We start from the raw sequence: 21,947 nt of genomic DNA, 5'->3' as shown, positions 1-21,947 counted from the left end.
CCTCATGCCGTTCCGACAGCGTATCGTAACCCGCCCGGCAGGTCATCGGCGGACAGGTCGATCTGCAACACCCGCCGATGCCGCCCCGGCATGGCACGGGCCGAGGCATGGAGGATCAGCGTGCGGTAGAGCCAGACCGTCCCCGCCTCCGCCAGGCACACCGCCTCGCCCATCCGGTCGACCACGCCCGCAATCGCATCCTCAGCAATCAGGCCCAGCCGGTGCGATCCCGGTGAGACCAGAAGCGGCGCATTGTCCGCATCGACGGGGTCCAGATGGAACCGGACCGTGACCATCTGCTCCAGTAGCGACACCGGCGGTGCGACGTGTATCCGCCCCTGCTTGACGGTCCAGGGGCCGAAGCCCGCGACCTCGCGTCGCTCGGCCACTTCGATGGTGCGATCCTGATGCCAGGCCAACGCCCAGTTGCCGCCATCGGCCTTGTCGAACAGCAACGCGCGCACGGGCCGCATCGTCGGTGCCTGATCGGCGATCAGCCGCCGAACACCGGACAGGGCAGCGGCACGGGCCGGGTCGATCCGCTGGCCGGGACGCCCGACAGGCCAGCCGGCAAACAGGGCGGCCAGTTCGGCCAACTCCCCCGCGTCCAGCCGGGACGACCACGGCACATGACCCTGTTCGTCGAGCGCCACGCTCATCCGATCGGCGCCTCGATGCTGCGTGGCGGCGTCGAGAACCAGACCGGCCCTGCCTCCGTCATGTGAAAACAATCCTCCAGACGGATGCCGAACTTGCCGGGCAGATAGAGCCCCGGTTCGTTGGAAAAGCACATGCCGGGCGCCAGCGGCGTCGCTTCGCCGCGCACCAGATTGACCGGCTCGTGCCCGTCCATGCCGATGCCATGCCCGGTCCGGTGCGACAGGCCGGGCAGGCGATAATCGGGGCCGTAACCTTGCGACTCATAGAAGCGCCGGACCGCATCGTCGATGCTGCCCGCAGGCGCGCCGATCCTGGCCGCTGCGTACGCGACCTGCTGGCCCCGGGCGACGGTGTCCCACACCTTGCGTTGCTCCGCGCTGGCCGTGCCGTGAACCCAACTGCGCGACACGTCCGACTGATAGCCCTGCACGGTACAGCCACAGTCCATCAGCACGACCTGGCCGTCCGCGACCCGGTGGACCTGTTTGCTGCCATGCGGATAGGCCGACGCCTCGCCGACAAGCGCCATGCTGAACTCCGGGCTGCCGCCCAGCTTGCGCGTGGCGGCATTCATCAGCGCGCCGATCTCCGCGCCGGTCATCCCCGCCTCGACGCGCGGATGGACCCAGCGATAGGCGGCCATGGTCACGTCGGTCGCCAGCTGCATCAACGCGATCTCGGCCGGCGTCTTGACCATCCGGCAGCCGCGCACGACCGGGTTGGCGGACACCAGCCGGACGCCGGGCATCGCCTTGTGTAATCCGTCAAAGGCGAAGAAACGGGCCGTCTCCTCGATCCCCACCGGGCGGCCGGTCAGCTTGCGGTCACGCAAGAAACCGGCAACTACGCCCAGCGGGTTCTGGTCCTCCTGCCACACCCGCACCTCGGCGGGCACGGCCAGCGTCTCACGGACCGAGGGTTCCTCGAAGAACGGCGTGACGATGCAGGGCTCTCCCTCGACCGGCAGGATCGCGGCGGTCAGCCGCTCGCTGCGCCCCCAACGGACGCCGGTGAAATAGACCATGCTCGACCCCGGCTCGATCAGGATCGCACCGATGCCGTTCGCCTTCATAAGGGCCTGTGCGCGGGACAGCCGCCGGGCGCGCTCCGCCGGGCCGATCGGCACCGCGCCGCCGGTGATGTCGCGCAAGGCCGACAGGTCGGGCTCGGCCGCGCTCAGCAGCCCCGGCCGGACGAGGAGTGGCAGGGCGGCGGCCGCGATCATCGTGCGGCGGGACAACAGGGTCTGCATGACGGGTACGATAGAATTCTTGACCTGAGCGCCGCAATGCCCTTGGCTCGCGCGCGGAACTTAAATTGGGGTATGCATGGCCAAGCGGCTGACCTTGTACATCTTCATCGGCCTGGTCCTGGGGCTGATCGTCGGACTTTCGATCAACCTGTCGCTCGACGACGGCAGCGCGGCGGCGACGGCGCGGTTGAAGTCGATCGCCGGTTATTTCGCTATCGTCACCGGGCTGTTCCTGCGCCTGATCAAGATGATCATCGCGCCGTTGGTCTTCGCGACCCTGGTGTCGGGCATTGCACAGATGGGCGACACCAGGGCGCTGGGCCGGATCGGTTTCCGCTCGCTCGCCTGGTTCCTCTCGGCCAGCCTCGTCTCGCTCAGCCTGGGCATGTTGCTCGTCAACCTGTTGCAACCCGGCGTCGGCCTCAACCTGCCGCTGCCCGCCGTGACCGCCGATAGCGGCGTCGTGAAGGCCGGGTTCGACCTGCAGAAGTTCGTCACCCATCTGGTTCCCGCCTCGCTGATCGAGGCGATGGCGACCAACGAAGTGCTTCAGATCGTCATCGGGTCGCTGTTCCTGGGCGTCGCGATCACGGCAGTCGGCGAGCGTGCCGCCCCGTTGGTGCGCGCGGTCGACGCACTGGTCGCGGTCATGTTGCAGGTGACCGATTACGTCATGCGCGTGGCCCCGATCGCGGTGTTCGCCGCCGTGGCGGGCACCCTGACCGAGCAGGGCCCGTCGGTGATCGGCAAGCTCGCCATCTTCATGGGCAGCTTCTATCTGGGGCTGCTGCTGCTGTGGTGCGTGCTGCTCGGCGTCGCTGCGCTGTTCATCGGGCCGCGCGTCCGCGAACTGATCGCGCATATCCGCGCGCCGCTGATCCTGGCCTTCTCGACCGCCTCGTCCGAGGCGGCCTATCCGCGCATCCTCGAAGGGCTGGACCGGTTCGGCGTGCCGCCGCGCATCGCCAGCTTCGTGCTGCCGCTCGGCTATTCGTTCAACCTAGACGGGTCGATGATGTACATGACGTTCGCGTCGCTGTTCATCGCCCAGGCTTACGGTATCGACCTGTCGATCGGGCAGCAGATCACGATGCTGCTCGTCCTGATGGTCACGTCAAAAGGCATTGCGGGCGTGCCGCGCGCCTCGCTGGTGGTGATCGCGGCGACCATGCCGATGTTCAACATCCCCGAGGCCGGGCTGCTGCTGATCCTGGCGGTCGACCATTTCCTCGACATGGGCCGCTCGGCCACCAACGTCATCGGCAATGCGGTGGCGAGCGCGGTCATCGCCAAGTGGGAGGGGCCGCTCGACGCGCCGGAGCCGGTCGACATGCCCTCGCTCCATGCGCCATCGGGCGGGCCCACGCCGGACGCCCACGACAGCTTCCGCAAGATCGGCGGGCATTGATCGCCCATGCCTGAGGCCGGTCGCGCTCAGGCATAGGCATAGGGTCCGCCCTTGGCCAACGCGACCTGATAGGCGGTGCGGGCGTGGATCCGCTCCAGCCAGGCGATCGTCGCGGGGCGGCTCTCGTCCAGCCCCGCCCTGGCCCGCGCGGCCTCCAGCGGAAAGCTCATGATGATGTCGGCGGCGGTCAGGTGGTCGCCCGCAAACCAGGGCGAGCGCGTCAATTCGCTCTCGACATAGTCGAGATGGCGGTCGACCATTGGCTGGAAACGCTTCATCGCGACCTTGCCCATCACCGGAATACGGCTGAGCACCAGCAGCACAAATAGCGGCGGCATCAGCGACCCCTCGGCATAGTGCAGCCAGAAGCGCCAGCGCTGCATCGCCTCGCGGTGCGCGGGCGGGCCCAGTCGGCCATCGCCCTTGCCCACCAGATATTCGATGATCGCCCCGGTTTCAGCGATGACCAGCCCATCATCCTCGATCACCGGCGACTTGCCGAGCGGGTGGACCTTACGCAGTTCGCGCGGCGCGAGCATCGTCTTGGGATCGCGTTCGTAGCGCTTGATCTCGTAAGGGAGGTCGAGCTCCTCGAGCATCCACAGGATGCGCTGCGACCGGCTGTTTTCCAAGTGATGGACGATGATCGTCATGACGGTTCCCCATATTTTGGCCCGACAACGCGCCAGCAGCGCGCCGGGGTGCAGGGGGATGGATTAGGGGGTGCGTGGTCGTCGGCGGAGGAGACGCGGCGGGCGCGGAGATATCCTGCTGCTGCTACCGCGACCTTTATCGGCGATGGCGCTGTGGGGCCGTGCCCGGGGTGACGCCATTGCGGCTCAAGCGTCGCCGCTCGCTATCAGGGCCAGTCGACATTCATTCCTGCCCTGCAAGGGGAGGTGGCAGGCCGAAGGCCTGACGGAGGGGTGTCCCGGCCTGAGCGGTTGGTCGAACTTCGCAACCGGCAACACCTCTCCACCATGCTGCGCATGTGTGCGGGCAAGACAGTGCCCCCGACACCATCTTGCCCGCACACCCTCCGCTTGCAGGGGAGCAATTTCGGTGGGAGCGGCCTGAATATTGATCGGCCCTAAGCCGTCGCCTGCCAAATCCAGGCCATCGCGTGCAAGGGGATGCGATTACCCACCCGGCTTGCCTCCAGACCCGCGCGCAGGGTGTCCGCGATGCGATCGCGCTCGGGCGATGCCGCTTGCGAGAGCGCGCGTGCGGCCGGGCCGATCCTGGACAGGAAGGACATCGCATCCGCGACCGGGTCGTCGCCTTCCCCCACCACATAGTCGAACCCGACGCGCACCGCGCCATCGGGTCGCCAGCCGCTCTCCTTCAACCAGGCCGCAACCTGCTGCTGGTCGGAAAAGGCGAAGGGGCCGGGCGCATAGCCCGCATCCGGCGGCGGGGCGGCACCGATCGCCACATCGGCCAACGTCGCAAAGCCGTTCGCCGCGCGTTCGGCAAAGCAGGAAAAGACCAGCCGCGCCCCGTTCCGTGCCGCCCGGCGCAGGATGCTCAGCGCCTCCACCGGATCGGCAAAGAACATGACGCCGTGGCGGGAACACAGCACGTCGAACGGCGCCTCCGCCGTCGCCACCGTCAGCGCATCGCCGCTCAGGAAGCGCGGACCATGATCCGCTGTTTCACCCGCTCGCTCCCGCGCCACCGCGACCAGCTCGTCGGACAGGTCGACGCCGGTAATGCTCAGCCCCGGCCGCGCCGCATACAATGCCAGACTGGTCGCGCCCGCGCCGCTGCCGATATCGAGCGCCTTGCCGACATCCGGTGCGACCGAGGCAATCGCGTCGTCCAAGTGACGGGACAGGTCCGCCAGGCTGCGATCGGTGCGCCGCCACTCCGCCGCCCAGACATCACCGACCCGGCCGCGCCAATCCATGCCACTGGTCATCGTGCCGTCCCGCCAATCCCTATCGCCCCGCACGTATAAGAACAGCCCGCCATCGCTGGCGGGCCGTTTCCTGTCCGATCAGATGTCGTCCTCGGCGTCCGGGCCGGTCATCATCTCCTCGGCCACCTTTTCGGTGCGCTGGCGGATCGCGCGTTCCAGGCGGTCGGCCATGTCGGCATTCTCACGCAGGAAGGTCTTGGCGTTCTCACGCCCCTGCCCGATGCGCACCGAGTCGTAGGAGAACCAGCTGCCCGACTTCTCGACCAGACCGGCCTTCACGCCCAGATCGAGGATCTCGCCGATCTTCGAAATGCCCTCGCCATACATGATGTCGAATTCGACCTGCTTGAACGGCGGTGCGACCTTGTTCTTCACCACCTTCACGCGGGTGGCGTTGCCGGTCACTTCCTCGCCTGCCTTGATCGCGCCGGTGCGACGGATGTCGAGCCGGACCGAGGCATAGAATTTCAGCGCGTTGCCGCCCGTCGTCGTCTCCGGGTTGCCGTACATCACGCCGATCTTCATGCGCAGCTGGTTGATGAAGATCACCATGCAGCGCGAACGGCTGATGGAGCCGGTCAGCTTGCGCAAGCTCTGCGACATCAGGCGGGCCTGCAGGCCGACATGGCTGTCGCCCATCTCGCCCTCGATTTCCGCACGCGGAACGAGCGCGGCGACCGAGTCGACCACCAGCACGTCGATCGCGTTCGAGCGGACCAGCGTGTCGGTGATCTCCAGCGCCTGCTCGCCGGTGTCGGGCTGCGACACGATCAGTTCGTCGATGTTGACGCCCAGCTTCCTGGCGTAGACGGGGTCGAGCGCGTGTTCGGCGTCGACGAAGGCAGCGGTGCCGCCCATCTTCTGCGCCTCGGCGATGACGTGCAGCGCCAGCGTCGTCTTGCCCGACGATTCAGGGCCATAGACCTCGATCACGCGGCCGCGCGGCAGGCCGCCGACGCCGAGTGCGATGTCGAGGCCGAGCGAGCCGGTCGAGATCGCCTCAACCTGCATCGTTTCCTTTTGCCCCAGCTTCATCGCCGAGCCCTTGCCGAAAGCCCGGTCGATCTGGGCGAGCGCGGCGTCGAGCGCCTTTTGCCGGTCTGCGTTTGCGGTTGCCATGCCTGTTTCGATCACTTTCAGATTGGCGGCCATCAGATGCTTCCCTCGCTAGACCAACATGGTGGTCCATTCAACGCATCTGCAATGTATGTGTTTTGTTCCAGGAGAACAAGATGCGAACAAAGCCTATCGCAAAAAAGTCGGCAGCGTCCACCAGCCCTGGCTGCGCGCCGAGGCGGCCGCCGCGTCGCGCGTGGCGATATCGCCGAAAATCGCAAAACAGGTGGCACCCGATCCCGACATGCGGCTGATGACGACACCGGGTGCCGCCTCCAGCTGGGCCAACACCGCGTCGATCGCCGGGGCGATGGCACGCGCGGGCGGCTCCAGATCGTTGCGCCCGGTCGTGGCGACCGCGAGGATATCGCCCTGCCCCAGCGCGCCGCGATCAACCCCGTCCCAGCGGGCGAACACCGCTGCGGTGGATACGCCGACGCCCGGATTGACCAGCAATACGGGCCGATCGCCCAAAGGCGCCAGACGCTGCAGCGCATCGCCCTTGCCCTCGCCACGCGACGTCTCGCCCAACAGGCAGGCGGGCACGTCCGCGCCCAGTTCCCCAGCGATCGCAAAGAGATCCGGATGGTCGACCGCAATGCCCCGAAGCCGTGCCACCGCGCGCAAGGTCGCCGCCGCATCGGCCGAGCCGCCGCCGATGCCCGACGCCACCGGCAGATGCTTGTCGAGCGTGATCGCATAGTGCTCGCGCACCCCGAAGCGCGCCTGGAACGCGCGCACGGCGCGGACGACCAGATTGTCCTCGCGCGATTCACCCGCCAGCACGGCCGCGAAAGGGCCGGTCAGGGCCAGCGTCGTCGCGGGTGCTCGCTCCACGGTCACCACATCGCCGTCGCGGCAAAAGGCGAACAGCGTCTCAAGCTCGTGATAACCATCGTCGCGGCGACGGCGCACATGCAGCGCGAGGTTGATCTTGGCCGGGGCGGTTTCGACGATAACGCTCATGCTCGACCCATGCGGTGCATGCGCCGACGCGGCAAGCCCGATCAAAGCGTCAGCTTGCGCGCGACACGACCGGCCAGCGGCGCTTCCGCCGTCAGCGCCGCCGCGCGCCACGAATAGCGCGCCTCGTAGAAACGCCCCAGCGCCCAGTAGATATCGCCCAGATGATCGGCGATCTCGGCATTGGCGGGCTCCGCCATGGCCGCGCGCTCGACCAGCGGGAGCGCACGCCCCGCCTGTCCGGCACGAAAATAACCCCAGCCCAGCGAGTCGGTGATCGAAGCGTCGTCAGGCGCCAGCTTGCTGGCCTTTTCCAGCAAGGCGAGCGAGGGCGCGCCGGTCTCGCCGCGCTCGATCCGCGCATAGCCCAGATAGTTGAGCGCCAGCGGTTCGTCGGGCCCCAGCTCGACCGCTTTGGCGAGCGCCGCATCGGCCGGTTCCGCCTGGCCCGCCTGATCCAGCGCCCCGCCATATTGCAGCCACGCCGCCCAGGGCACGGGCGCATCGGCGCGCGTCACCCGCTCATACCAGATGGCGGCATCGCCAGGACGCTTGGCGGCGATCAGCTGATCGCCATAGATCTGCCAGTCGTCGACCGTCGCATTCTTCGCTGTCGCCAGCCCCCTGGCCAGCATCAGCGCCTCCCCGGCGCGATCCGCCGATGCCAGCAGGCCGACGCGGACCACGGCGGCACGATGGGCGAAAGCGCCGCGCGGCGCCACGCCCTCGACCGCGGCGATGGCGGCGTCCCAGGCTTCGTCGCGGGAGAGCGCCTCGGCCATCAACAATCGGGCACGGTCATTGTCGGGATCCGCGATCAGCGCGGTGCGGGTCAGCGCGATGACCAGCGGACGCGGCCCCTCGCCCACCAGTTCCGCCGCCACCCGCGCCAGCAGGCGCGACACACCGAAACCGAGATCGAGCTTGGCGCCCAGCGCTCGCCGATCCGATGCCACCAGAGGATCGCTGAGCAACGCCCTGGCCTGGGCTTCATCACCACGCCCCGCCATGATCTGCGCCGCCGCGATCCGCGTGTCGGCGGGGGCCGACATAGCCTGGAGCAGCACCAGCGCGCTTTGGCTGTCCATGCGCTTGGCGGCAAGCGCCAGCAGGATGCGATGCTCGTCGGCCAGTCGCCGCGCGACCGGCTCCTTGCCCGCGCTGTCGAGCGCCGCCTCGACCGGCTGTTTGCGGTCCCACGCCGCCCAGGCGCGCAGCACGGGTGCGACGATTCGCAGCGCCCCCGCGTCGATCCGGACCAGCGCCGCGTCATAGGCGGCACGGTCGCGCTTGCGTGCCGCGATAGCCAGGTCGAGCAGCGCGACGTCGATGGGCGCGACCTGTTCCGCCTCCATCACCCGCGCCGCGCGGAGCGCCAACGCCTCGTCCCCGCTGATCATCGCTTCGCGATACGCGCGGACCGCGACGGCGGGATCGTCGGGCCAGCCGGTCAGCGCGCTCGCATAATCCCCGCTCGCCGCCGCCGATCGCCCTTCCGCCGCCGCGACCCGCGCGGCGAGGTAGGACGACAAAGGCGACCGGCCCGGCGCGACCGCCGCCCCGGACGGCGTGGACCAGCAGCCCGCGACCAGCAGGGTGCCGGTCAGCAGACGAAACGAAACACGCTTACATGTTGGGATAATTGGGTCCTCCGCCGCCTTCCGGCACGACCCAGTTGATATTCTGGGTCGGGTCCTTGATGTCGCACGTCTTGCAGTGGACGCAGTTCTGGGCGTTGATCACGAATTTCGGATCGCCCTCGTCCACGTCCACCACCTCGTAAACACCGGCGGGACAGTAGCGTTGCGCGGGCTCGTCGAACAAGGGCAGGTTGTGCGCGATCGGCACCGACGCATCCTTCAGCGTCAGGTGGACCGGCTGGTCCTCCTCGTGATTGGTGTTCGACAGGAACACCGAGGACAGCCGGTCGAAGGTCAGCACGCCGTCGGGCTTGGGATAGTCCGGCTTCTTCACCTGATCCTTGCGCCACAGCGTCTCGTGATCGGGCTTGTGCTTCATCGTGAAGGGCATCTTGATGCCCCAATGCTCAGCCCACATGGTGACGCCCGCCAGGCCGGAACCCAGCGTGTCGCCATATTTCTTGACCAGCGGCACGACGTTGCGGACGCCCGACAGCTCCTTGTAGAGCCACGATGCACGGAACGCCTCGGGATAGTCGGTCAGCTCGTCGCCCTCGCGCCCGGCCTGGACGGCGGCGAACGCCGCCTCGGCCGCCAGCATCGCCGACTTCATCGCGCCGTGCGTGCCCTTGATGCGCGGCACGTTCAGGAAGCCCGCAGAACAGCCGACCAGCACGCCGCCCGGGAAGGTCAGCTTCGGGATCGCCTGGAGCCCGCCGTCATTGATCGCACGCGCGCCGTAGGAGACACGCTTGCCCCCCTTCAACAGCTCGGCGATCTCGGGGTGGGTCTTCCACTTCTGCATCTCCTGGAAGGGGGAGATATAGGGGTTGGTATAGTTCAGCCACGTCACGAAGCCGAGCGCGACCTGCCCGCCCGCCTGATGATAGATGAAGCCGCCGCCATTGGCGTCATGGCCCAGCGGCCACCCCTGGGTGTGGATCACGCGGCCCGGCACATGCTTGGCGGGGTCGATATCCCACAGCTCCTTGATGCCCAGGCCATAGATTTGCGGATCGCTGTCGCGCGCCAGGTCGAACTGGCGGATGATCTCCTTCGACAGATGGCCGCGCACGCCCTCTGCGAAGAAGGTGTATTTCGCGTGCAGTTCCAGTCCCGGCTGATAGTCGGGCTTGTGCGTGCCGTCGCGCGCGACGCCCATGTCGCCCGTCGCCACGCCCTTCACCCGACCATCCTCGTGGAACAGGATCTCGGCGGCGGCGAAGCCGGGGAAGATTTCGACACCCAGTTCCTCGGCCTTGCCCGCCAGCCAGCGGCACAGATTGCCCAGGCTGCCGGTATAGGTGCCCTTGTTGTGCATGAACGGCGGGGTCAGCGCGTGCGGCACGTTGCGGTGCTTGTTCGAGGTCAGAATCCAGTGATGGTTCTCAGTCACCGGCACCTCGGCCAGCGGACAGCCATCGTCGCGCCAGTCGGGCAGCAACTCGTCGAGCGCGATCGGGTCGATCACCGCGCCCGACAGGATATGCGCGCCGACTTCCGAGCCCTTTTCGAGCACGCAGACCGAAAGCTCGCCGCCGGTTTCGGCCGCCAGCTGCTTCAGGCGGATCGCCGCCGACAGGCCCGCCGGACCTGCGCCGACGATCACCACGTCATAGGGCATCGATTCGCGTGTCGTCATGGCATCCTCGCTTTGTGACCACGCCGCTGCCGTAGCGTCCCGTTCGACGGGCTCGTCCGGGCGCGGACGGTAAACATCTTGTCCTGACAGCCGATCCGACAGATTGACGCGCACGTCAACCATGCAGCATGGACGGATCCCATATGGGGGCTATTCCGACGTTCGACACCACATCATTGGACCGTGCGCCTCTTGAGGGTGCGCTGGTCGCCAGCGCGCTCGACTGGTGGCACGATGCGGGCGTCGACCTGCTGGTCGAGGACGAGCCCCGCGACTGGATGGCGCCCGAACCGTCGCGCCCCGCCGTCTTCGCCCCCACCGCCATCAGCCCCAAACCAGGCGCAGGCATCGTCGCCCCCGCGCCCGCCACGCAACTGCCCGACACGCTGGAGGCCTTCCTGGCCTGGCGATTGTCCGACGCCGCGCCCGAAGCGGGCTGGGACGGAGTATCGCTGACCGCCGTCGGACCGGCCGATGCCCGCCTGATGGTTCTGGTCGACTGCCCCGACCGCGACGATGCCGAGGCCGGGCAGATCCTGTCCGGCGCGCCGGGGCGGTTGTTCGACCGGATGCTGGCCGCGATCGGGCTGTCGCGCGACGCGGTGCACATCGCCTCGGTCTGCACCCGCCGCCCGCTGGCCGGGCGTGCGCCCGCCGATCTGGACACCCGGCTGGGCGAAATCGCGCTGCACCATGTCGGGCTGGTCGCGCCCCGCAGCCTGCTATTGCTTGGCAATGCGGCGAGCCGTGCCGTCCTCGGGACCGAACTCATGACCGCACGCGGACATTCACACCCTGTTGACCATAAAAGCGGCAAAACCAACGCTGTCGCCAGCTTTCATCCGCGCTTCCTCATCGAAAAGCCGATGGCCAAGGCGGAAAGCTGGAAGGATTTGCAAAGGGTCATGGGGGATTTGAACGCATGAAGCTGAGCCGGGCGATCGCACGAGGCGCGACCATCGGGGCTTTGCTGGCGGGCGCAAGTGCCGCCGTCGCCGCCGAACCGACCGCCATCCCCGACGCCCGCTCGACCGCGCTTCGGGCGCCGCCGAGCATCCCGGCTCTTCTCGATGCCGACCAGAAGGCGGGGTACGCCCGCGTGTTCTCGGCGATCCGGGAAAGCCGCTGGACCGACGCGCAGCTGGAGCTCGACGCGCTGAAGCCCGGCCCGCTCCATGCCATCGCCCGCGCCGAACTCTATACCGCCAAGGGGTCGCCCAAGGTCGAGGTCGAACGGCTCGTCGCGCTGCTCAACGAAGCCCCCGAGCTGCCCCAGGCCGAACAGCTCGCCCGACTGGCCCGGTCGCGCGGCGCACGTGACCTGCCGCCCCTGCCCGAGGCGCACAATCTGATCTGGCAGGATGGCGCCCCCCGCCGCGTCCGCGCCAAGAGCATCAAGAGCGACCAGATCGCCGCCGACCTCGCCGCGCGGATGCAGCCGCTGGTCAAGGCCGATGACGGCCCCAACGCACAGGCGCTGCTCGAATCGACGCAAGGCCTGTCGCCCGAGGCGCTGACCGAGTGGCAGCAAAAGGTCGCCTGGATCTATTTCCTGATGGGCGATGATGCGAACGCCCGCGCGATGGCCACCAAGGCCGCCGATGGTTACGGCGACTGGGCGGTGCAGGGCAGCTGGACCGTCGCGCTCAGCGCCTGGCGTCAGAATGACTGCCAGGCCGCCGCCACCGCGTTCGAGGGTACGGCCGCGCGCGCGACGGATGTCGACCTGCGCGCCGCCGCCCTCTACTGGGCCGCGCGTGCCGACATGGTCTGCGGCCGCCCCGACAAGATCGAGGGGCGTCTTCGTTCCGCCTCGCAGTTCCGCGAAAGCTTCTACGGCCAGCTCGCCCGCCAGGCGCTGGGGATGCGCGGCGACCGCGAACCGCGCGGGCAACTGGTCGCGACCGACTGGGCCGCGCTCGATCGCCGCCCGAACATCCTGGTCGCCGCCGCGCTTGTCGAGATCGGCGAAACCGACCTTGCCGATCAGGTGATCCGCCAGCAGGCACGGATCGGCCAGCCGACCGAGTTCCGCAATCTCGTCCGCCTGGCCGAGTCGCTCGACCTGCCCGCCACCACCGTCTGGCTGGCGCATAATTGCCCGGCGGGCGTCACCGCGACGGCCGAGGCACGCTATCCGACGCCGAACTGGGCACCCGACAGCGGCTGGCGCGTCGAGAAGGCGCTGGTCTATGCCCACACGCTTCAGGAAAGCGGGTTCCGCAACAAGGTGGTCAGCCCGGCGGGTGCCTATGGCCTCATGCAGATCATGCCCGCCGCCGCGACCGATTTCGCACGTGAGCGCGGCGTGTCGATCGACCGGTCGGCACTGACGAAGCCGTCGACCAACATGGATATCGGCCAGCGCCATCTGGAGCGGCTGCGCGACATGACCGGGATCACCGGCGGCCTGCTGCCGAAGGTGATCGCGGCCTATAACGCAGGTCCGAAGCCGGTCGGCGAGTGGAACAGCCTGGTCCGCGACGGGGGCGATCCGCTGCTCTATATCGAGAGTATTCCCTATTGGGAGACGCGTGGCTACGTCACCATGGTTCTGCGCAACTACTGGATGTATGAAAGCCAGGTCGGCAAGGCCAAGTCGCCCAGCCGTGCCGCTTTGGCCCAGGGGCTGTGGCCACGCTTCCCCGGCCTGCCCGGTGCCACCGCCGTCCGCCTGCAACGCCCGAATGTCGCGCAGGCGCATGTCGCGCCCCGGACGACGATCGCGCTGAACGCGACGGTCAACCCGCAGTCCAGCACGGCGATGCCACAGGCGAATTGATCGGGGTTGGGGGGCCTTGGCCTTCGACTTCGCTCAGGCTGAACGGCGTTGGTGGTTGCTTGTCGGGTCAAGGTGATCAGGCAAAACTGCCGAACTTTCGTTCAGCCTGAGCGAAGTCGAAGGCCACGCACCACCGCTCCCAAGCTGCCCCCGAAACCCGCAACCGAACGTTGACCCCGCCATGCCCATCGACACCACCCGCAATTTCACCCCGATCCGCATCGCGGTCCTCACCGTCTCCGACACCCGCTCGCTCGCCGAGGATCGCTCGGGCGACACGCTTGTCGGGCTGTTGACCGATGCAGGACATGAACTGGCCGAGCGCACCATCCTGCGCGACGATGCCGATATGATCGTCGCACAGCTCGACCGTTGGATCGAGGATGCCAGCATCGACTGCATCCTGACCACCGGCGGCACCGGCGTGACGGGGCGCGACGTGACCCCCGAGGCGGTCGAGCGGGTTGCCACGAAGATGATCCCCGGCTTTGGCGAGCTGTTCCGCTGGTTGAGCTTCCAGACGATCGGCACCTCGACCATCCAGTCGCGTGCCTGCGCCTGCGTCGCGCGCGGCACCTATATCTTCGCCCTGCCCGGCTCGACAGGCGCGGTAAAGGATGCCTGGAACGGTATCCTGCGTGATCAGCTCGACAGCCGCCACCGGCCATGCAACTTCGTCGAGCTGATGCCGCGCCTGCTCGAGCGATAATCAGCCGGGCTGCATCGCCGCGAGTTCATGGCCATCAACGTCGCGGAAGTGAAAACGCCGCCCGCCGGGAAAGGCGAAGATCGGCACAACGATCGTCCCGCCCGCCGCCTCGACAGCTGCCAGTGTCGCCTCGATATCCTCGACCCGGATCACCGGCAGCGGCGCCCGCACCTTGTCGGGCGCGGCGTCCAGGCCGATGTCGGTATCCCCGCTCATCGTCGCGGCATAGTCCGCGCCAAAATCGGTAAAGCCCCACCCGAACGCCTCAGCATAGAAGCGTTTCGCCTCGGCACGGTCGCCGACCGGCAGTTCGAGATACTCCAGACGCGCCATCATCCGACCCCTTTGTTCTTGCTACGTTCCACTTCATTCCATAGCATTTGCGGATGGACAAGCAGATTCGCTTTCTGAGCCAGCCTCGGCCTGCATCGGTTGCCAGGCCTTTGGACACGGGTCGGCGCCTCCCCTACCCGCATGCCGTCACCCGCATAGCGTTATCCGTACGGGGCAGCGCCGCCATCGCAATCGCATCGCCATGGTGAAAGCCGCCAGCCGCGGGGCCACGCACAACGCGACCAGCCAGCGCTTCTCCCTCCCCGAACGTGAGGCGGACGGTGACTGGCTGGACGTACAGTCGCTGGTCGACGGCGCGCCGCCGCCGCTGCGGACGAGCGTGACCGTCCTGACGCCGCGAACCATCCTGACCCGCAACACCTCGCCCGACGTGCCGTTCAGCCAGTCGATCAACGCCTATGCGGGGTGTGAGCATGGCTGCATCTATTGCTTCGCGCGCCCGACCCATGCGTATCACGACCTGTCGCCGGGCCTCGACTTCGAAAGCCGCCTGTTCGCCAAGCCGAACGCGGCCGAACTGCTCCGCGTCGAGCTGGCCAAGCCCGGATATCGCGTCGCGCCGATCGCGCTGGGGACGAACACCGATCCCTATCAGCCGATCGAGGGGGAATGGCGGATTACCCGCGCCATCCTGGAGGTGCTGGCCGAAACCGACCATCCCGTGGCGATCACCACCAAATCGGACCGCGTGGTGCGCGATATCGATATTCTGGCGCCGATGGCGGCCAAGGGGCTGGCGACGGTCTGCATGTCGGTGACGTCGCTCGATCCCGGTGTCGCGCGGACGATCGAACCGCGCGCGCCGACGCCCGCGCGGCGGCTGGCGGCGGTGACCAGGCTGGCCGAGGCGGGCATCCCGACCTATGTCTCGATCGCGCCGGTCATCCCGGCCATCACCGACCATGAGATCGAGCATCTGATCGAACGTGCGGCCCGGGCGGGCGCACGCCACGCCTTCTTCATTCCGGTCCGCCTGCCGCACGAAGTTGCGCCGCTGTTCCGCGCCTGGCTGGCGGAGCATTTCCCAGACCGGGCGGGCAAGGTCATGGCGATCATCCAGTCGCTGCGCGGGGGCCGAGACAATGATCCCGGTTTCTTCACCCGGATGAAGGGCCAGGGACCATGGGCGGACCTGTTGCGGGTCCGCTTTCACCGTGCCTGCCGCCTGCATGGCCTGAACCAGGACAGGCCCATGCTCGACACCAGCCGCTTCCGCCCGCCCAGAGGCCCGCAGGGTGAGCTGTTCTGAGGATCGTCCCGCTTCATCCATGCGTTACGGACGGACAAGGAGAGATGCGATGATCCAAGACCCCGAACAGACGTCCCCCGATCCCGTGCCGAACGAAGACGATACCGACAGTTCGGGCGCGGGCTATGGCAATCACGGAGAGGCGGGGGACGAGGAAACGCCGTCGCACTGACCGGGTAACCGACCGCCGGACCCCATGCCCTTCATCCCCACAACAGCGGGATGAAGGGCTGAGGGGACTGCCTTAACTTACCAGTGCCAGACGCGCCTCGGACGACTTCATCTCCACCGCCTTCACCCCCGGCAGATCTTCGATATGGCTCGCCAATTCGGCGTCCAGCAGGAAATTCCGTCCCAGCGTCAACAGCGTATCGCCCTCGGCACCCTTGATCCGCGCCCTCACCTCGCCGCGTCCGTTGCGCAACGGGTCGAGCATGGCATGGAGCGCCTTGAACGCGACCTTGTCGGTCACCGTCACCTCGACCACGAATTTGGCGGTACTGGCCAGCCCGTCGAACAGCTGCACACGCTTGACGCTGACCCGCGGCGCCTCCTCACCGGGGCGCCGGTCGAGTTCGACGGTGATCAGCGCGCAGTGGCCTTCCTTGGCCGCCTTTTCCAGATCGCCCGCGACCGAGTCGTCGAAACAGGTCGCCAGGAACTGGCCCGTGGCGTCCGAGAGCTGCGCCATCATGTAACGCTTGCCCCGCGCCGAGGTCCGCCAGCGCGCATCTTCGACCAGAGCCGCCATCGTCGCGCCGATCCGCGCGCCGTCATCGGGGATGATCAGCTCGGTCAGCGAGGTATAGGTGCGGGCGCCGTGCATCTTGGCGATATGCGCGTGCCGGTCGACCGGATGCGCGGAGAAATAGAAGCCGAACGCCTCCTTCTCCTGCTCCATGCGCTGCGACAGGGTCCAGCGGGCCCCGGTCGGCAGCTTGATCGCGTCGCCCGCCACCTCGGTTTCGCCGAACAGTCCGCCCTGCCCGCTCGTCCGTCCCTCATGGGTGCGCGCGGCGATGGCCAGGATGGTTTCGGCAACCGCATGGACGCCCGCGCGATTGGCCTCGACCCCGTCGAACGCCCCCGCCGAGGCCAGCGTTTCCAGCTGGCGCTTGTTCATCAGGCGCGGATCGACCCGCTTGGCAAGCGCGTCGAGCGAAGCGAAGGCTCCGCCTGCACCCCGCTCGACGACCAGCTTCTCCATCGCGCCTTCGCCCACCGACTTCAGCGCGCCCAGCGCATAGCGGACACCCAGGCCATCCTCATGCGCCTCGACATCGAATTCGGCCTGGCTGGCGTTGATGCACGGCGGCAGCATCGTCACGCCCATGCGGCGCGCGTCATCGACGAAGATCGCCAGCTTGTCGGTCAGCGCCATGTCGTAGCACATCGACGCGGCATAGAATTCATGCGGGTGATGCGCCTTCAACCACGCGGTCTGATAGGCGAGCAGAGCGTAAGCGGCGGCGTGGCTCTTGTTGAAGCCGTATCCGGCGAACTTGTCGATCAAGTCGAACAGTTCGTTGGCCTTTTGCGCCGGGATGCCGTTCACCTCTTGGCAGCCCTTCACGAAGATGGCGCGCTGTGCGTCCATCTCCGCCTTCACCTTCTTGCCCATCGCGCGACGGAGAAGATCCGCGCCGCCCAGCGAATAGCCCGCCAGGATCTGGGCGGCCTGCATCACCTGTTCCTGATAGACGAAGATGCCGTAGGTTTCGGACAATATCTGTTCGAGCAGGGCGTGCGGGTAGACGATCTCCTCGGTGCCCTGCTTACGGCGGCCGAAGCTGGGGATATTGTCCATCGGGCCCGGCCGGTACAGCGACACGAGCGCGATGATGTCGCCGAAATTGGATGGCCGCACCGCCGACAGCGTGCGCCGCATACCTTCGGATTCCAGCTGGAACACGCCGACCGTGTCGCCCTTTTGGAGCAGCGCATAGGTCGCCTCGTCGTCCCAGGCGAGCGCGCCGAGATCGACCTCGACCCCGCGCTTGGCCAGCAGCTGTACCGCCTTTTGCAGGACAGACAGGGTCTTCAGGCCCAGGAAGTCGAACTTCACAAGGCCCGCCCCTTCGACATATTTCATGTCGAACTGCGTCACCGGCATGTCCGAGCGCGGATCGCGGTAGAGCGGCACCAGCTGCGCCAGCGGCCGATCGCCGATCACCACGCCCGCGGCGTGCGTCGACGAGTGACGCGGCAATCCCTCCAGCTTGGTCGCCAGGTCGAGCAGCCGGCGGACCTGGTTGTCGTTGGCGTACTCCTTCGCCAGTTCGGGCACACCGTTCAACGCCCGCTTCAGGTCCCAGGGGTCGGTCGGGTGGTTGGGCACCAGCTTGGCGAGCCGGTCGACTTGGCCATAGCTCATCTGCAGCACACGGCCGGTGTCCTTGAGCACCGCGCGTGCCTTCAGCTTACCGAAGGTGATGATCTGCGCCACCTGATCGCGGCCATATTTCTCCTGCACGTAGCGGATGACCTCGCCACGCCGGGTTTCGCAAAAGTCGATGTCGAAGTCGGGCATCGACACGCGTTCCGGGTTCAGGAAGCGTTCGAACAGCAGGCCGAGCTTCAGCGGATCGAGGTCGGTGATGGTCAGCGCCCAGGCGACGACCGAGCCCGCGCCCGAACCACGGCCCGGCCCCACGGGAATATCGTGGTCCTTGGCCCATTTGATGAAGTCGGCGACGATCAGGAAGTAGCCGGGGAAACCCATCTGGATGATGATGTCGACCTCGAACGTCAGCCGTTCGTGATAGGCCTCGCGCCAGCCGGGTTCGCCCTCGCCCTCCAGCTCGGCGATACGGTTCAGTCGCGCCTCCAGACCGGCGGTCGCGTCGCGGCGAAGCATCGCCGCCTCACCCTCGCGGTCGCCCGCCAGGCTGGGCAGGATGGGCTTGCGCCACGGCGCCATCACGGCGCAGCGCCGCGCCACCACCAGCGTGTTCTCGATCGCCTCGGGCAGGTCGGCGAACAGCTGCTTCATCATCTCGGCGGGCTTGAGCCAGGCCTCGGGGCAGCTCTTGGGGCGGTCGTCCATTTCGACATAGGTCGAATTGGCGATGCACAGCATCGCGTCATGCGCGTCGCCGAAACCGCTATCGGTGAAACAGCAGGGGTTCGTCGCGACCAAAGGCAGGTCGCGGTCATAGGCCAGGTCGATCAGGTCCTGCTCGGCCGCCATCTCGATCGCGTCGTCACGGCGCGCCAGTTCGACATAGAGCCGGTCGCCGAAAATCGCCTGGAGCCGATCGGCATAGGCCTTCGCCCGGTCGGGCTGTCCTTCGGCGAACAGACGCGCGATGCCGCCCTCGCCGCCCGCGGTCAGCGCGATCAGGCCCTGGCTAAACCTCTGGAGCGTGTCGAAACCGACATGCGCCGCCAGCTCGATCGGACGGTCGAGATGCGCCGCCGACACCAGCGCGCACAGATTGTCGTAGCCGGTCATGTCCTGCGCATAGAGCGCGATCCAGTCGACCACCGCCCCGACATTGTCGGGCATGTCCGGCCGCGCGATGCCCAGCATCGTGCCGATGATCGGCTGCACGCCCGCCTTCTTCGCGGCGTCGGAAAAGGCCATCGCGGCATAGAGGCCGTTGCGGTCGGTCAGGCCCGCGGCGGGGAAGGCGTTGGCCTTGGCCTGCGCCGCAATCGCCTTGGGGTCGATCGCGCCGTCGAGCATCGTGAAGGAGGAAAAGATGCGGAGCGGCACATATCCGGAATGCATCCCCCTCCCTACGCCACCGCGTGTGATTCGACCAGCACCGAACCCCGCCTGGCGGCATGTCGAGGCACGCGGGCTCGGAACCGGCCACGCGAAAGTCCGTTACGCCAGCATAAGGACTTGAGCGAAAGCGGATGACCATGACCGATACCGACCGCAGCTTTGCCACCGCCCTGCGCCCCGGCGCGGGATGGGGCTGGATCCTGGCTTATGGCGTGCTGTCCGCGCTGCTCGGGCTTGCCGCCTTCGTGTTTCCGGTGCCCGCCACGCTTGCGGCGACACTGGTCATCGGCGCCTTCTTCATCGCCGCCGGGCTGGTATCGGTCGCGGCAGGCATCTTCGGCAAGGGGCATGAGGGTCGTGGCTATGCGATCGGGTTCGGCCTGCTGTCGCTGGTCATCGGCCTGATCATGGCGTTCGAGCCTGCGACGGGGGCGATCTCGCTGACCATCCTGGTCGCGGTGTGGCTGGGCCTGCGCGGCGGGCTGGAGATCGGCCTGGGCGCGCGGATGCGGCGGCGGCGCGGGTGGATGATCGGGCTGGGCGTGCTCAACATCCTGCTCGCGCTGTTCGTGCTGGCCACGCTGCCGTGGAGTGCGATGACGCTGCCGGGTTATGTGCTGGGCCTGAGCTTCCTGTTCGGCGGGATCACCGCCATCGCGTCTGCTCTGGATCACAAGAAAGGCGCGAGCGCGTTTGCGCTTTAAGGGCCGGGGCGTGGCCTTCGGCTATGCTCGGCCTTAACCGCCGCCTGGTTACAGCAGCGCCTCGATGTCCTTCGCCAGATCTTCCGGCTTGGTCGTCGGGGCGTAACGCTCGATCACCTTCCCCGCACGATCGACCAGAAATTTGGTGAAGTTCCACTTGATCGCCTTGGTCCTCAGCACGCCCGGCGCCTGCGCCTTCAGCCACTGGAACAGCGGGTCCGCGCCGTCGCCATTGACCTCGACCTTCGCCATCACGGGGAAGCTCACGTCATAGGTCAGCGAGCAGAAACTGGCGATCTCGGCCGCGTCACCCGGTTCCTGCGCGCCGAACTGGTTGCAGGGGAAAGCCAGCACCGTCAGGCCCCGCTCCTCGTAGCGACGGTGCAGTGCCTCCAGCCCCTCATATTGTGGCGTGAAACCACACTTCGACGCGGTATTGACGATCAGGAGCGCCCGCCCGGCATAGCGCGACAGTTCGACCGGTTGGCCATCCGCCGCCCGGACGGTGAAATCCGTGATAGCGCTCATCGGTGCTTCCCCAGCAGATAGTCGAGATTGGCGCGCACGCCCGGCCATTCGCGGTCGATGATCGAATAGACGACAGTGTCGCGGATACGACCGTCCGCCATGACCTGATGCCCGCGCAGCACCCCGTCCTTCTTCGCGCCCAGCCGCTCGATCGCGGCCTGGCTGCGCTTGTTGAGCGCATCGGTACGGATCTGGACGGCCTGCGCCTGCATCACCTCGAAGGCGTGGGCGAGCAGCATCCGCTTCGCCTCGGTATTGACCCCCGTGCGCTGGACGCGAGTGGCGTAGAAGGTGCCGCCGATCTCCAGTCGCCTATGCTGGGCTGCGATCCGCATATAGCGGGTGGTGCCGACGATATCGCCGTCCGGCGTCTCGACCGTGAAGATCAGCGCACGGCCGACGTCACGCTCCTTCAGCGCCGCCGCCAGCCAGCGTTCGGGCACCTTCATCATCGACACATTGGCGTAGAAGATGTTCCACAGGTCGCCCTCTCGCGCGGCCTCGACCAGCGCGGGAAGGTCCGCCTCGACGAACGGGCGAAGCGTGACGTGGCGACCGGTCAGCGTGGGCGTCTCGGTCCAGACGCTCATTGCAGGCGGCCTTCGTGCAGGCGAACCACCCGGTCCATCTTCGCCGCCAGCCGCTCGTTATGCGTCGCGACCAGCGCCGCCGAGCCCTCGCCGCGAACCAGGCGCAGGAACTCGTCCAGCACGACCTGCGACGTGTGTTCGTCCAGATTGCCGGTCGGCTCGTCGGCCAGCACCAGCGGCGGCTGGTTGGCCAGCGCGCGGGCGACCGCCACGCGCTGCTGCTCACCGCCGGACAACTGGCTGGGGCGGTGGGTCAGTCGGTGGCCGAGCCCGAGCGCGGTCAGCAAGGCCCGGGCGCGCGCATCGGCCTCGGCCGGCATCTTGCCCTTCACCAACTGCGGCAGGACGACATTCTCGATCGCGTTGAAGTCGGGCAGCAGATGGTGAAACTGATAGACGAAGCCCAGATAGTCGCGCCGCGCGACCGTGCGGCCGTGCGCGTCGAGCTTCGACACCTCCTCGCCCGCGATGCGGATCGAGCCCGAGAATCCGCCCTCCAGCAGGCCGACCGCCTGGAGCAGCGTCGACTTGCCCGAACCGGAGGGGCCGAGCAGCGCGACGATCTCGCCCGGCGCGATCGCCAGGTCGACGCCGCGCAGCACCTCGATCGTCTGGTCGCCTTGCGTGAAGCTGCGCGACAGTTCGCGCGTCTCCAGCACCGGTTCGGCGGCGCGCGGCGGCAGCGTCGTGCCCATG

Annotated in this window: 20 protein-coding genes; 7 read left to right on the top strand and 13 right to left on the bottom strand. The window is 67.5% G+C overall.

The annotated features are described in order from the left end of the window. Window positions 1–2 precede the first annotated feature (2 nt). Together U1703_RS05605 and U1703_RS05600 are read right to left on the bottom strand one after the other, a co-directional pair. Entirely contained in the window at window positions 3–659 is a 657-nt protein-coding gene (locus tag U1703_RS05605) for a phytanoyl-CoA dioxygenase family protein (RefSeq protein WP_332784916.1), read from the bottom strand. After that, complete coding sequence (locus U1703_RS05600) at window positions 656–1,912, bottom strand: M24 family metallopeptidase (RefSeq protein ID WP_332784915.1); 1,257 nt, start codon at window positions 1,910–1,912, stop codon at window positions 656–658. The genes U1703_RS05605 and U1703_RS05600 overlap by 4 nt, the downstream gene beginning before the upstream one ends. Before the next feature lie 76 nt (window positions 1,913–1,988). Here U1703_RS05600 and U1703_RS05595 point away from each other — a divergent pair, with 76 nt between their 5' ends. Further along, window positions 1,989–3,320, top strand: coding sequence for a dicarboxylate/amino acid:cation symporter (locus U1703_RS05595; protein WP_332784914.1), 1,332 nt, complete (start codon window positions 1,989–1,991; stop codon window positions 3,318–3,320). 26 nt (window positions 3,321–3,346) lie between these two features. Here U1703_RS05595 and U1703_RS05590 read toward each other — a convergent pair whose 3' ends face one another. The 6 genes from U1703_RS05590 to U1703_RS05565 all read right to left on the bottom strand — a co-directional run bounded on the left by U1703_RS05590 (window position 3,347) and on the right by U1703_RS05565 (window position 10,602). Continuing rightward, complete coding sequence (locus tag U1703_RS05590; protein ID WP_332784913.1) at window positions 3,347–3,973, bottom strand: glutathione S-transferase family protein; 627 nt, start codon at window positions 3,971–3,973, stop codon at window positions 3,347–3,349. A 437-nt stretch (window positions 3,974–4,410) separates the two neighbouring features. Further along, a complete protein-coding gene (locus U1703_RS05585; RefSeq protein WP_332784912.1) occupies window positions 4,411–5,241 on the bottom strand; it encodes a class I SAM-dependent methyltransferase in 831 nt (276 codons plus the stop codon). Between the two features lie 78 nt (window positions 5,242–5,319). Beyond that, window positions 5,320–6,393: a recombinase RecA gene (recA, locus tag U1703_RS05580; RefSeq protein WP_320452333.1), complete on the bottom strand. Its 1,074-nt coding sequence runs from the start codon at window positions 6,391–6,393 to the stop codon at window positions 5,320–5,322. A 93-nt stretch (window positions 6,394–6,486) separates the two neighbouring features. Continuing rightward, window positions 6,487–7,323 carry a 4-(cytidine 5'-diphospho)-2-C-methyl-D-erythritol kinase gene (locus U1703_RS05575; protein WP_332784911.1) on the bottom strand — a complete coding sequence of 279 codons (837 nt, stop codon included), beginning with the start codon at window positions 7,321–7,323 and terminating at the stop codon, window positions 6,487–6,489. Between the two features lie 41 nt (window positions 7,324–7,364). Further along, window positions 7,365–8,852, bottom strand: a complete 1,488-nt coding sequence (locus U1703_RS05570; protein WP_332784910.1) for a hypothetical protein — start codon at window positions 8,850–8,852, stop codon at window positions 7,365–7,367. 94 nt (window positions 8,853–8,946) lie between these two features. Then, window positions 8,947–10,602 carry an electron transfer flavoprotein-ubiquinone oxidoreductase gene (locus U1703_RS05565; RefSeq protein ID WP_332784909.1) on the bottom strand — a complete coding sequence of 552 codons (1,656 nt, stop codon included), beginning with the start codon at window positions 10,600–10,602 and terminating at the stop codon, window positions 8,947–8,949. Window positions 10,603–10,730: 128 nt separating this feature from the next. Here U1703_RS05565 and U1703_RS05560 point away from each other — a divergent pair, with 128 nt between their 5' ends. The 3 genes from U1703_RS05560 (at window position 10,731) to moaB (ending at window position 14,093) form a co-directional block, all read left to right on the top strand. Continuing rightward, a complete protein-coding gene (locus tag U1703_RS05560) occupies window positions 10,731–11,528 on the top strand; it encodes a uracil-DNA glycosylase (RefSeq protein ID WP_332784908.1) in 798 nt (265 codons plus the stop codon). Further along, window positions 11,525–13,384 carry a lytic transglycosylase domain-containing protein gene (locus U1703_RS05555; RefSeq protein WP_332784907.1) on the top strand — a complete coding sequence of 620 codons (1,860 nt, stop codon included), beginning with the start codon at window positions 11,525–11,527 and terminating at the stop codon, window positions 13,382–13,384. Before U1703_RS05560 ends, U1703_RS05555 begins: the two co-directional genes overlap by 4 nt. Before the next feature lie 181 nt (window positions 13,385–13,565). Next, window positions 13,566–14,093, top strand: a complete 528-nt coding sequence (gene moaB / locus U1703_RS05550; protein WP_332784906.1) for a molybdenum cofactor biosynthesis protein B — start codon at window positions 13,566–13,568, stop codon at window positions 14,091–14,093. On the opposite strand, the gene U1703_RS05545 is transcribed toward moaB, so the two are convergent. Next, window positions 14,094–14,426, bottom strand: a complete 333-nt coding sequence (locus tag U1703_RS05545; RefSeq protein ID WP_332784905.1) for a VOC family protein — start codon at window positions 14,424–14,426, stop codon at window positions 14,094–14,096. Window positions 14,427–14,628: 202 nt separating this feature from the next. On the opposite strand from U1703_RS05545, the gene U1703_RS05540 reads away from it, so the two are divergent. Together U1703_RS05540 and U1703_RS05535 are read left to right on the top strand one after the other, a co-directional pair. Further along, the gene (locus tag U1703_RS05540; RefSeq protein WP_332784904.1) at window positions 14,629–15,696 is read left to right on the top strand and encodes a PA0069 family radical SAM protein; all 1,068 of its coding nucleotides are present in this window, start codon (window positions 14,629–14,631) and stop codon (window positions 15,694–15,696) included. Between the two features lie 49 nt (window positions 15,697–15,745). Continuing rightward, window positions 15,746–15,868, top strand: a complete 123-nt coding sequence (locus U1703_RS05535; RefSeq protein WP_332784903.1) for a hypothetical protein — start codon at window positions 15,746–15,748, stop codon at window positions 15,866–15,868. 72 nt (window positions 15,869–15,940) lie between these two features. Here the strand turns inward: U1703_RS05535 and dnaE are convergent, their stop codons facing one another. Then, the gene (dnaE, locus tag U1703_RS05530; RefSeq protein ID WP_332784902.1) at window positions 15,941–19,429 is read right to left on the bottom strand and encodes a DNA polymerase III subunit alpha; all 3,489 of its coding nucleotides are present in this window, start codon (window positions 19,427–19,429) and stop codon (window positions 15,941–15,943) included. A gap of 137 nt (window positions 19,430–19,566) precedes the next feature. Between dnaE and U1703_RS05525 the strand changes: the two genes are divergently transcribed. Then, window positions 19,567–20,133: an HdeD family acid-resistance protein gene (locus U1703_RS05525; RefSeq protein WP_320452323.1), complete on the top strand. Its 567-nt coding sequence runs from the start codon at window positions 19,567–19,569 to the stop codon at window positions 20,131–20,133. A gap of 48 nt (window positions 20,134–20,181) precedes the next feature. On the opposite strand, the gene U1703_RS05520 is transcribed toward U1703_RS05525, so the two are convergent. The 3 genes from U1703_RS05520 to U1703_RS05510 are packed head-to-tail and all read right to left on the bottom strand — an operon-like array spanning window position 20,182 to window position 21,946. Then, window positions 20,182–20,661 (bottom strand): glutathione peroxidase, encoded by a 480-nt coding sequence (locus tag U1703_RS05520; RefSeq protein ID WP_332784901.1) that lies wholly within the window; start codon window positions 20,659–20,661, stop codon window positions 20,182–20,184. Further along, window positions 20,658–21,251 carry a GNAT family N-acetyltransferase gene (locus tag U1703_RS05515; RefSeq protein ID WP_332784900.1) on the bottom strand — a complete coding sequence of 198 codons (594 nt, stop codon included), beginning with the start codon at window positions 21,249–21,251 and terminating at the stop codon, window positions 20,658–20,660. The genes U1703_RS05520 and U1703_RS05515 overlap by 4 nt, the downstream gene beginning before the upstream one ends. After that, on the bottom strand, window positions 21,248–21,946 hold the full coding sequence (locus U1703_RS05510; protein ID WP_320452378.1) for an ABC transporter ATP-binding protein: 699 nt from the start codon (window positions 21,944–21,946) through the stop codon (window positions 21,248–21,250). The genes U1703_RS05515 and U1703_RS05510 overlap by 4 nt, the downstream gene beginning before the upstream one ends. Between the last annotated feature and the right edge of the window lies 1 nt (window position 21,947).

Origin of the sequence: Sphingomonas flavida (assembly GCF_036663655.1) — a bacterium.
Lineage (GTDB): Bacteria > Pseudomonadota > Alphaproteobacteria > Sphingomonadales > Sphingomonadaceae > Sphingomonas.
Note: the sequence above shows the minus strand (reverse complement) of the source record. Positions and strands in the feature narration are given on the sequence as shown.

What these genes read in the sequence shown, in the direction of transcription:
- U1703_RS05540 (WP_332784904.1), top strand. Translation starts at nt 14,629, where the DNA reads ATGGTGAAAGCCGCCAGCCGCGGGGCCACGCACAACGCGACCAGCCAG.
- U1703_RS05555 (WP_332784907.1), top strand. Translation starts at nt 11,525, where the DNA reads ATGAAGCTGAGCCGGGCGATCGCACGAGGCGCGACCATCGGGGCTTTG.
- U1703_RS05535 (WP_332784903.1), top strand. Translation starts at nt 15,746, where the DNA reads ATGATCCAAGACCCCGAACAGACGTCCCCCGATCCCGTGCCGAACGAA.
- moaB (WP_332784906.1), top strand. Translation starts at nt 13,566, where the DNA reads ATGCCCATCGACACCACCCGCAATTTCACCCCGATCCGCATCGCGGTC.
- recA (WP_320452333.1), bottom strand. Translation starts at nt 6,393, where the DNA reads ATGGCCGCCAATCTGAAAGTGATCGAAACAGGCATGGCAACCGCAAAC.
- U1703_RS05565 (WP_332784909.1), bottom strand. Translation starts at nt 10,602, where the DNA reads ATGACGACACGCGAATCGATGCCCTATGACGTGGTGATCGTCGGCGCA.
- U1703_RS05600 (WP_332784915.1), bottom strand. Translation starts at nt 1,912, where the DNA reads ATGCAGACCCTGTTGTCCCGCCGCACGATGATCGCGGCCGCCGCCCTG.
- U1703_RS05520 (WP_332784901.1), bottom strand. Translation starts at nt 20,661, where the DNA reads ATGAGCGCTATCACGGATTTCACCGTCCGGGCGGCGGATGGCCAACCG.
- dnaE (WP_332784902.1), bottom strand. Translation starts at nt 19,429, where the DNA reads ATGCATTCCGGATATGTGCCGCTCCGCATCTTTTCCTCCTTCACGATG.
- U1703_RS05525 (WP_320452323.1), top strand. Translation starts at nt 19,567, where the DNA reads ATGACCGATACCGACCGCAGCTTTGCCACCGCCCTGCGCCCCGGCGCG.
- U1703_RS05585 (WP_332784912.1), bottom strand. Translation starts at nt 5,241, where the DNA reads ATGACCAGTGGCATGGATTGGCGCGGCCGGGTCGGTGATGTCTGGGCG.
- U1703_RS05510 (WP_320452378.1), bottom strand. Translation starts at nt 21,946, where the DNA reads ATGGGCACGACGCTGCCGCCGCGCGCCGCCGAACCGGTGCTGGAGACG.
- U1703_RS05575 (WP_332784911.1), bottom strand. Translation starts at nt 7,323, where the DNA reads ATGAGCGTTATCGTCGAAACCGCCCCGGCCAAGATCAACCTCGCGCTG.
- U1703_RS05595 (WP_332784914.1), top strand. Translation starts at nt 1,989, where the DNA reads ATGGCCAAGCGGCTGACCTTGTACATCTTCATCGGCCTGGTCCTGGGG.
- U1703_RS05515 (WP_332784900.1), bottom strand. Translation starts at nt 21,251, where the DNA reads ATGAGCGTCTGGACCGAGACGCCCACGCTGACCGGTCGCCACGTCACG.
- U1703_RS05590 (WP_332784913.1), bottom strand. Translation starts at nt 3,973, where the DNA reads ATGACGATCATCGTCCATCACTTGGAAAACAGCCGGTCGCAGCGCATC.
- U1703_RS05605 (WP_332784916.1), bottom strand. Translation starts at nt 659, where the DNA reads ATGAGCGTGGCGCTCGACGAACAGGGTCATGTGCCGTGGTCGTCCCGG.
- U1703_RS05545 (WP_332784905.1), bottom strand. Translation starts at nt 14,426, where the DNA reads ATGGCGCGTCTGGAGTATCTCGAACTGCCGGTCGGCGACCGTGCCGAG.
- U1703_RS05560 (WP_332784908.1), top strand. Translation starts at nt 10,731, where the DNA reads ATGGACGGATCCCATATGGGGGCTATTCCGACGTTCGACACCACATCA.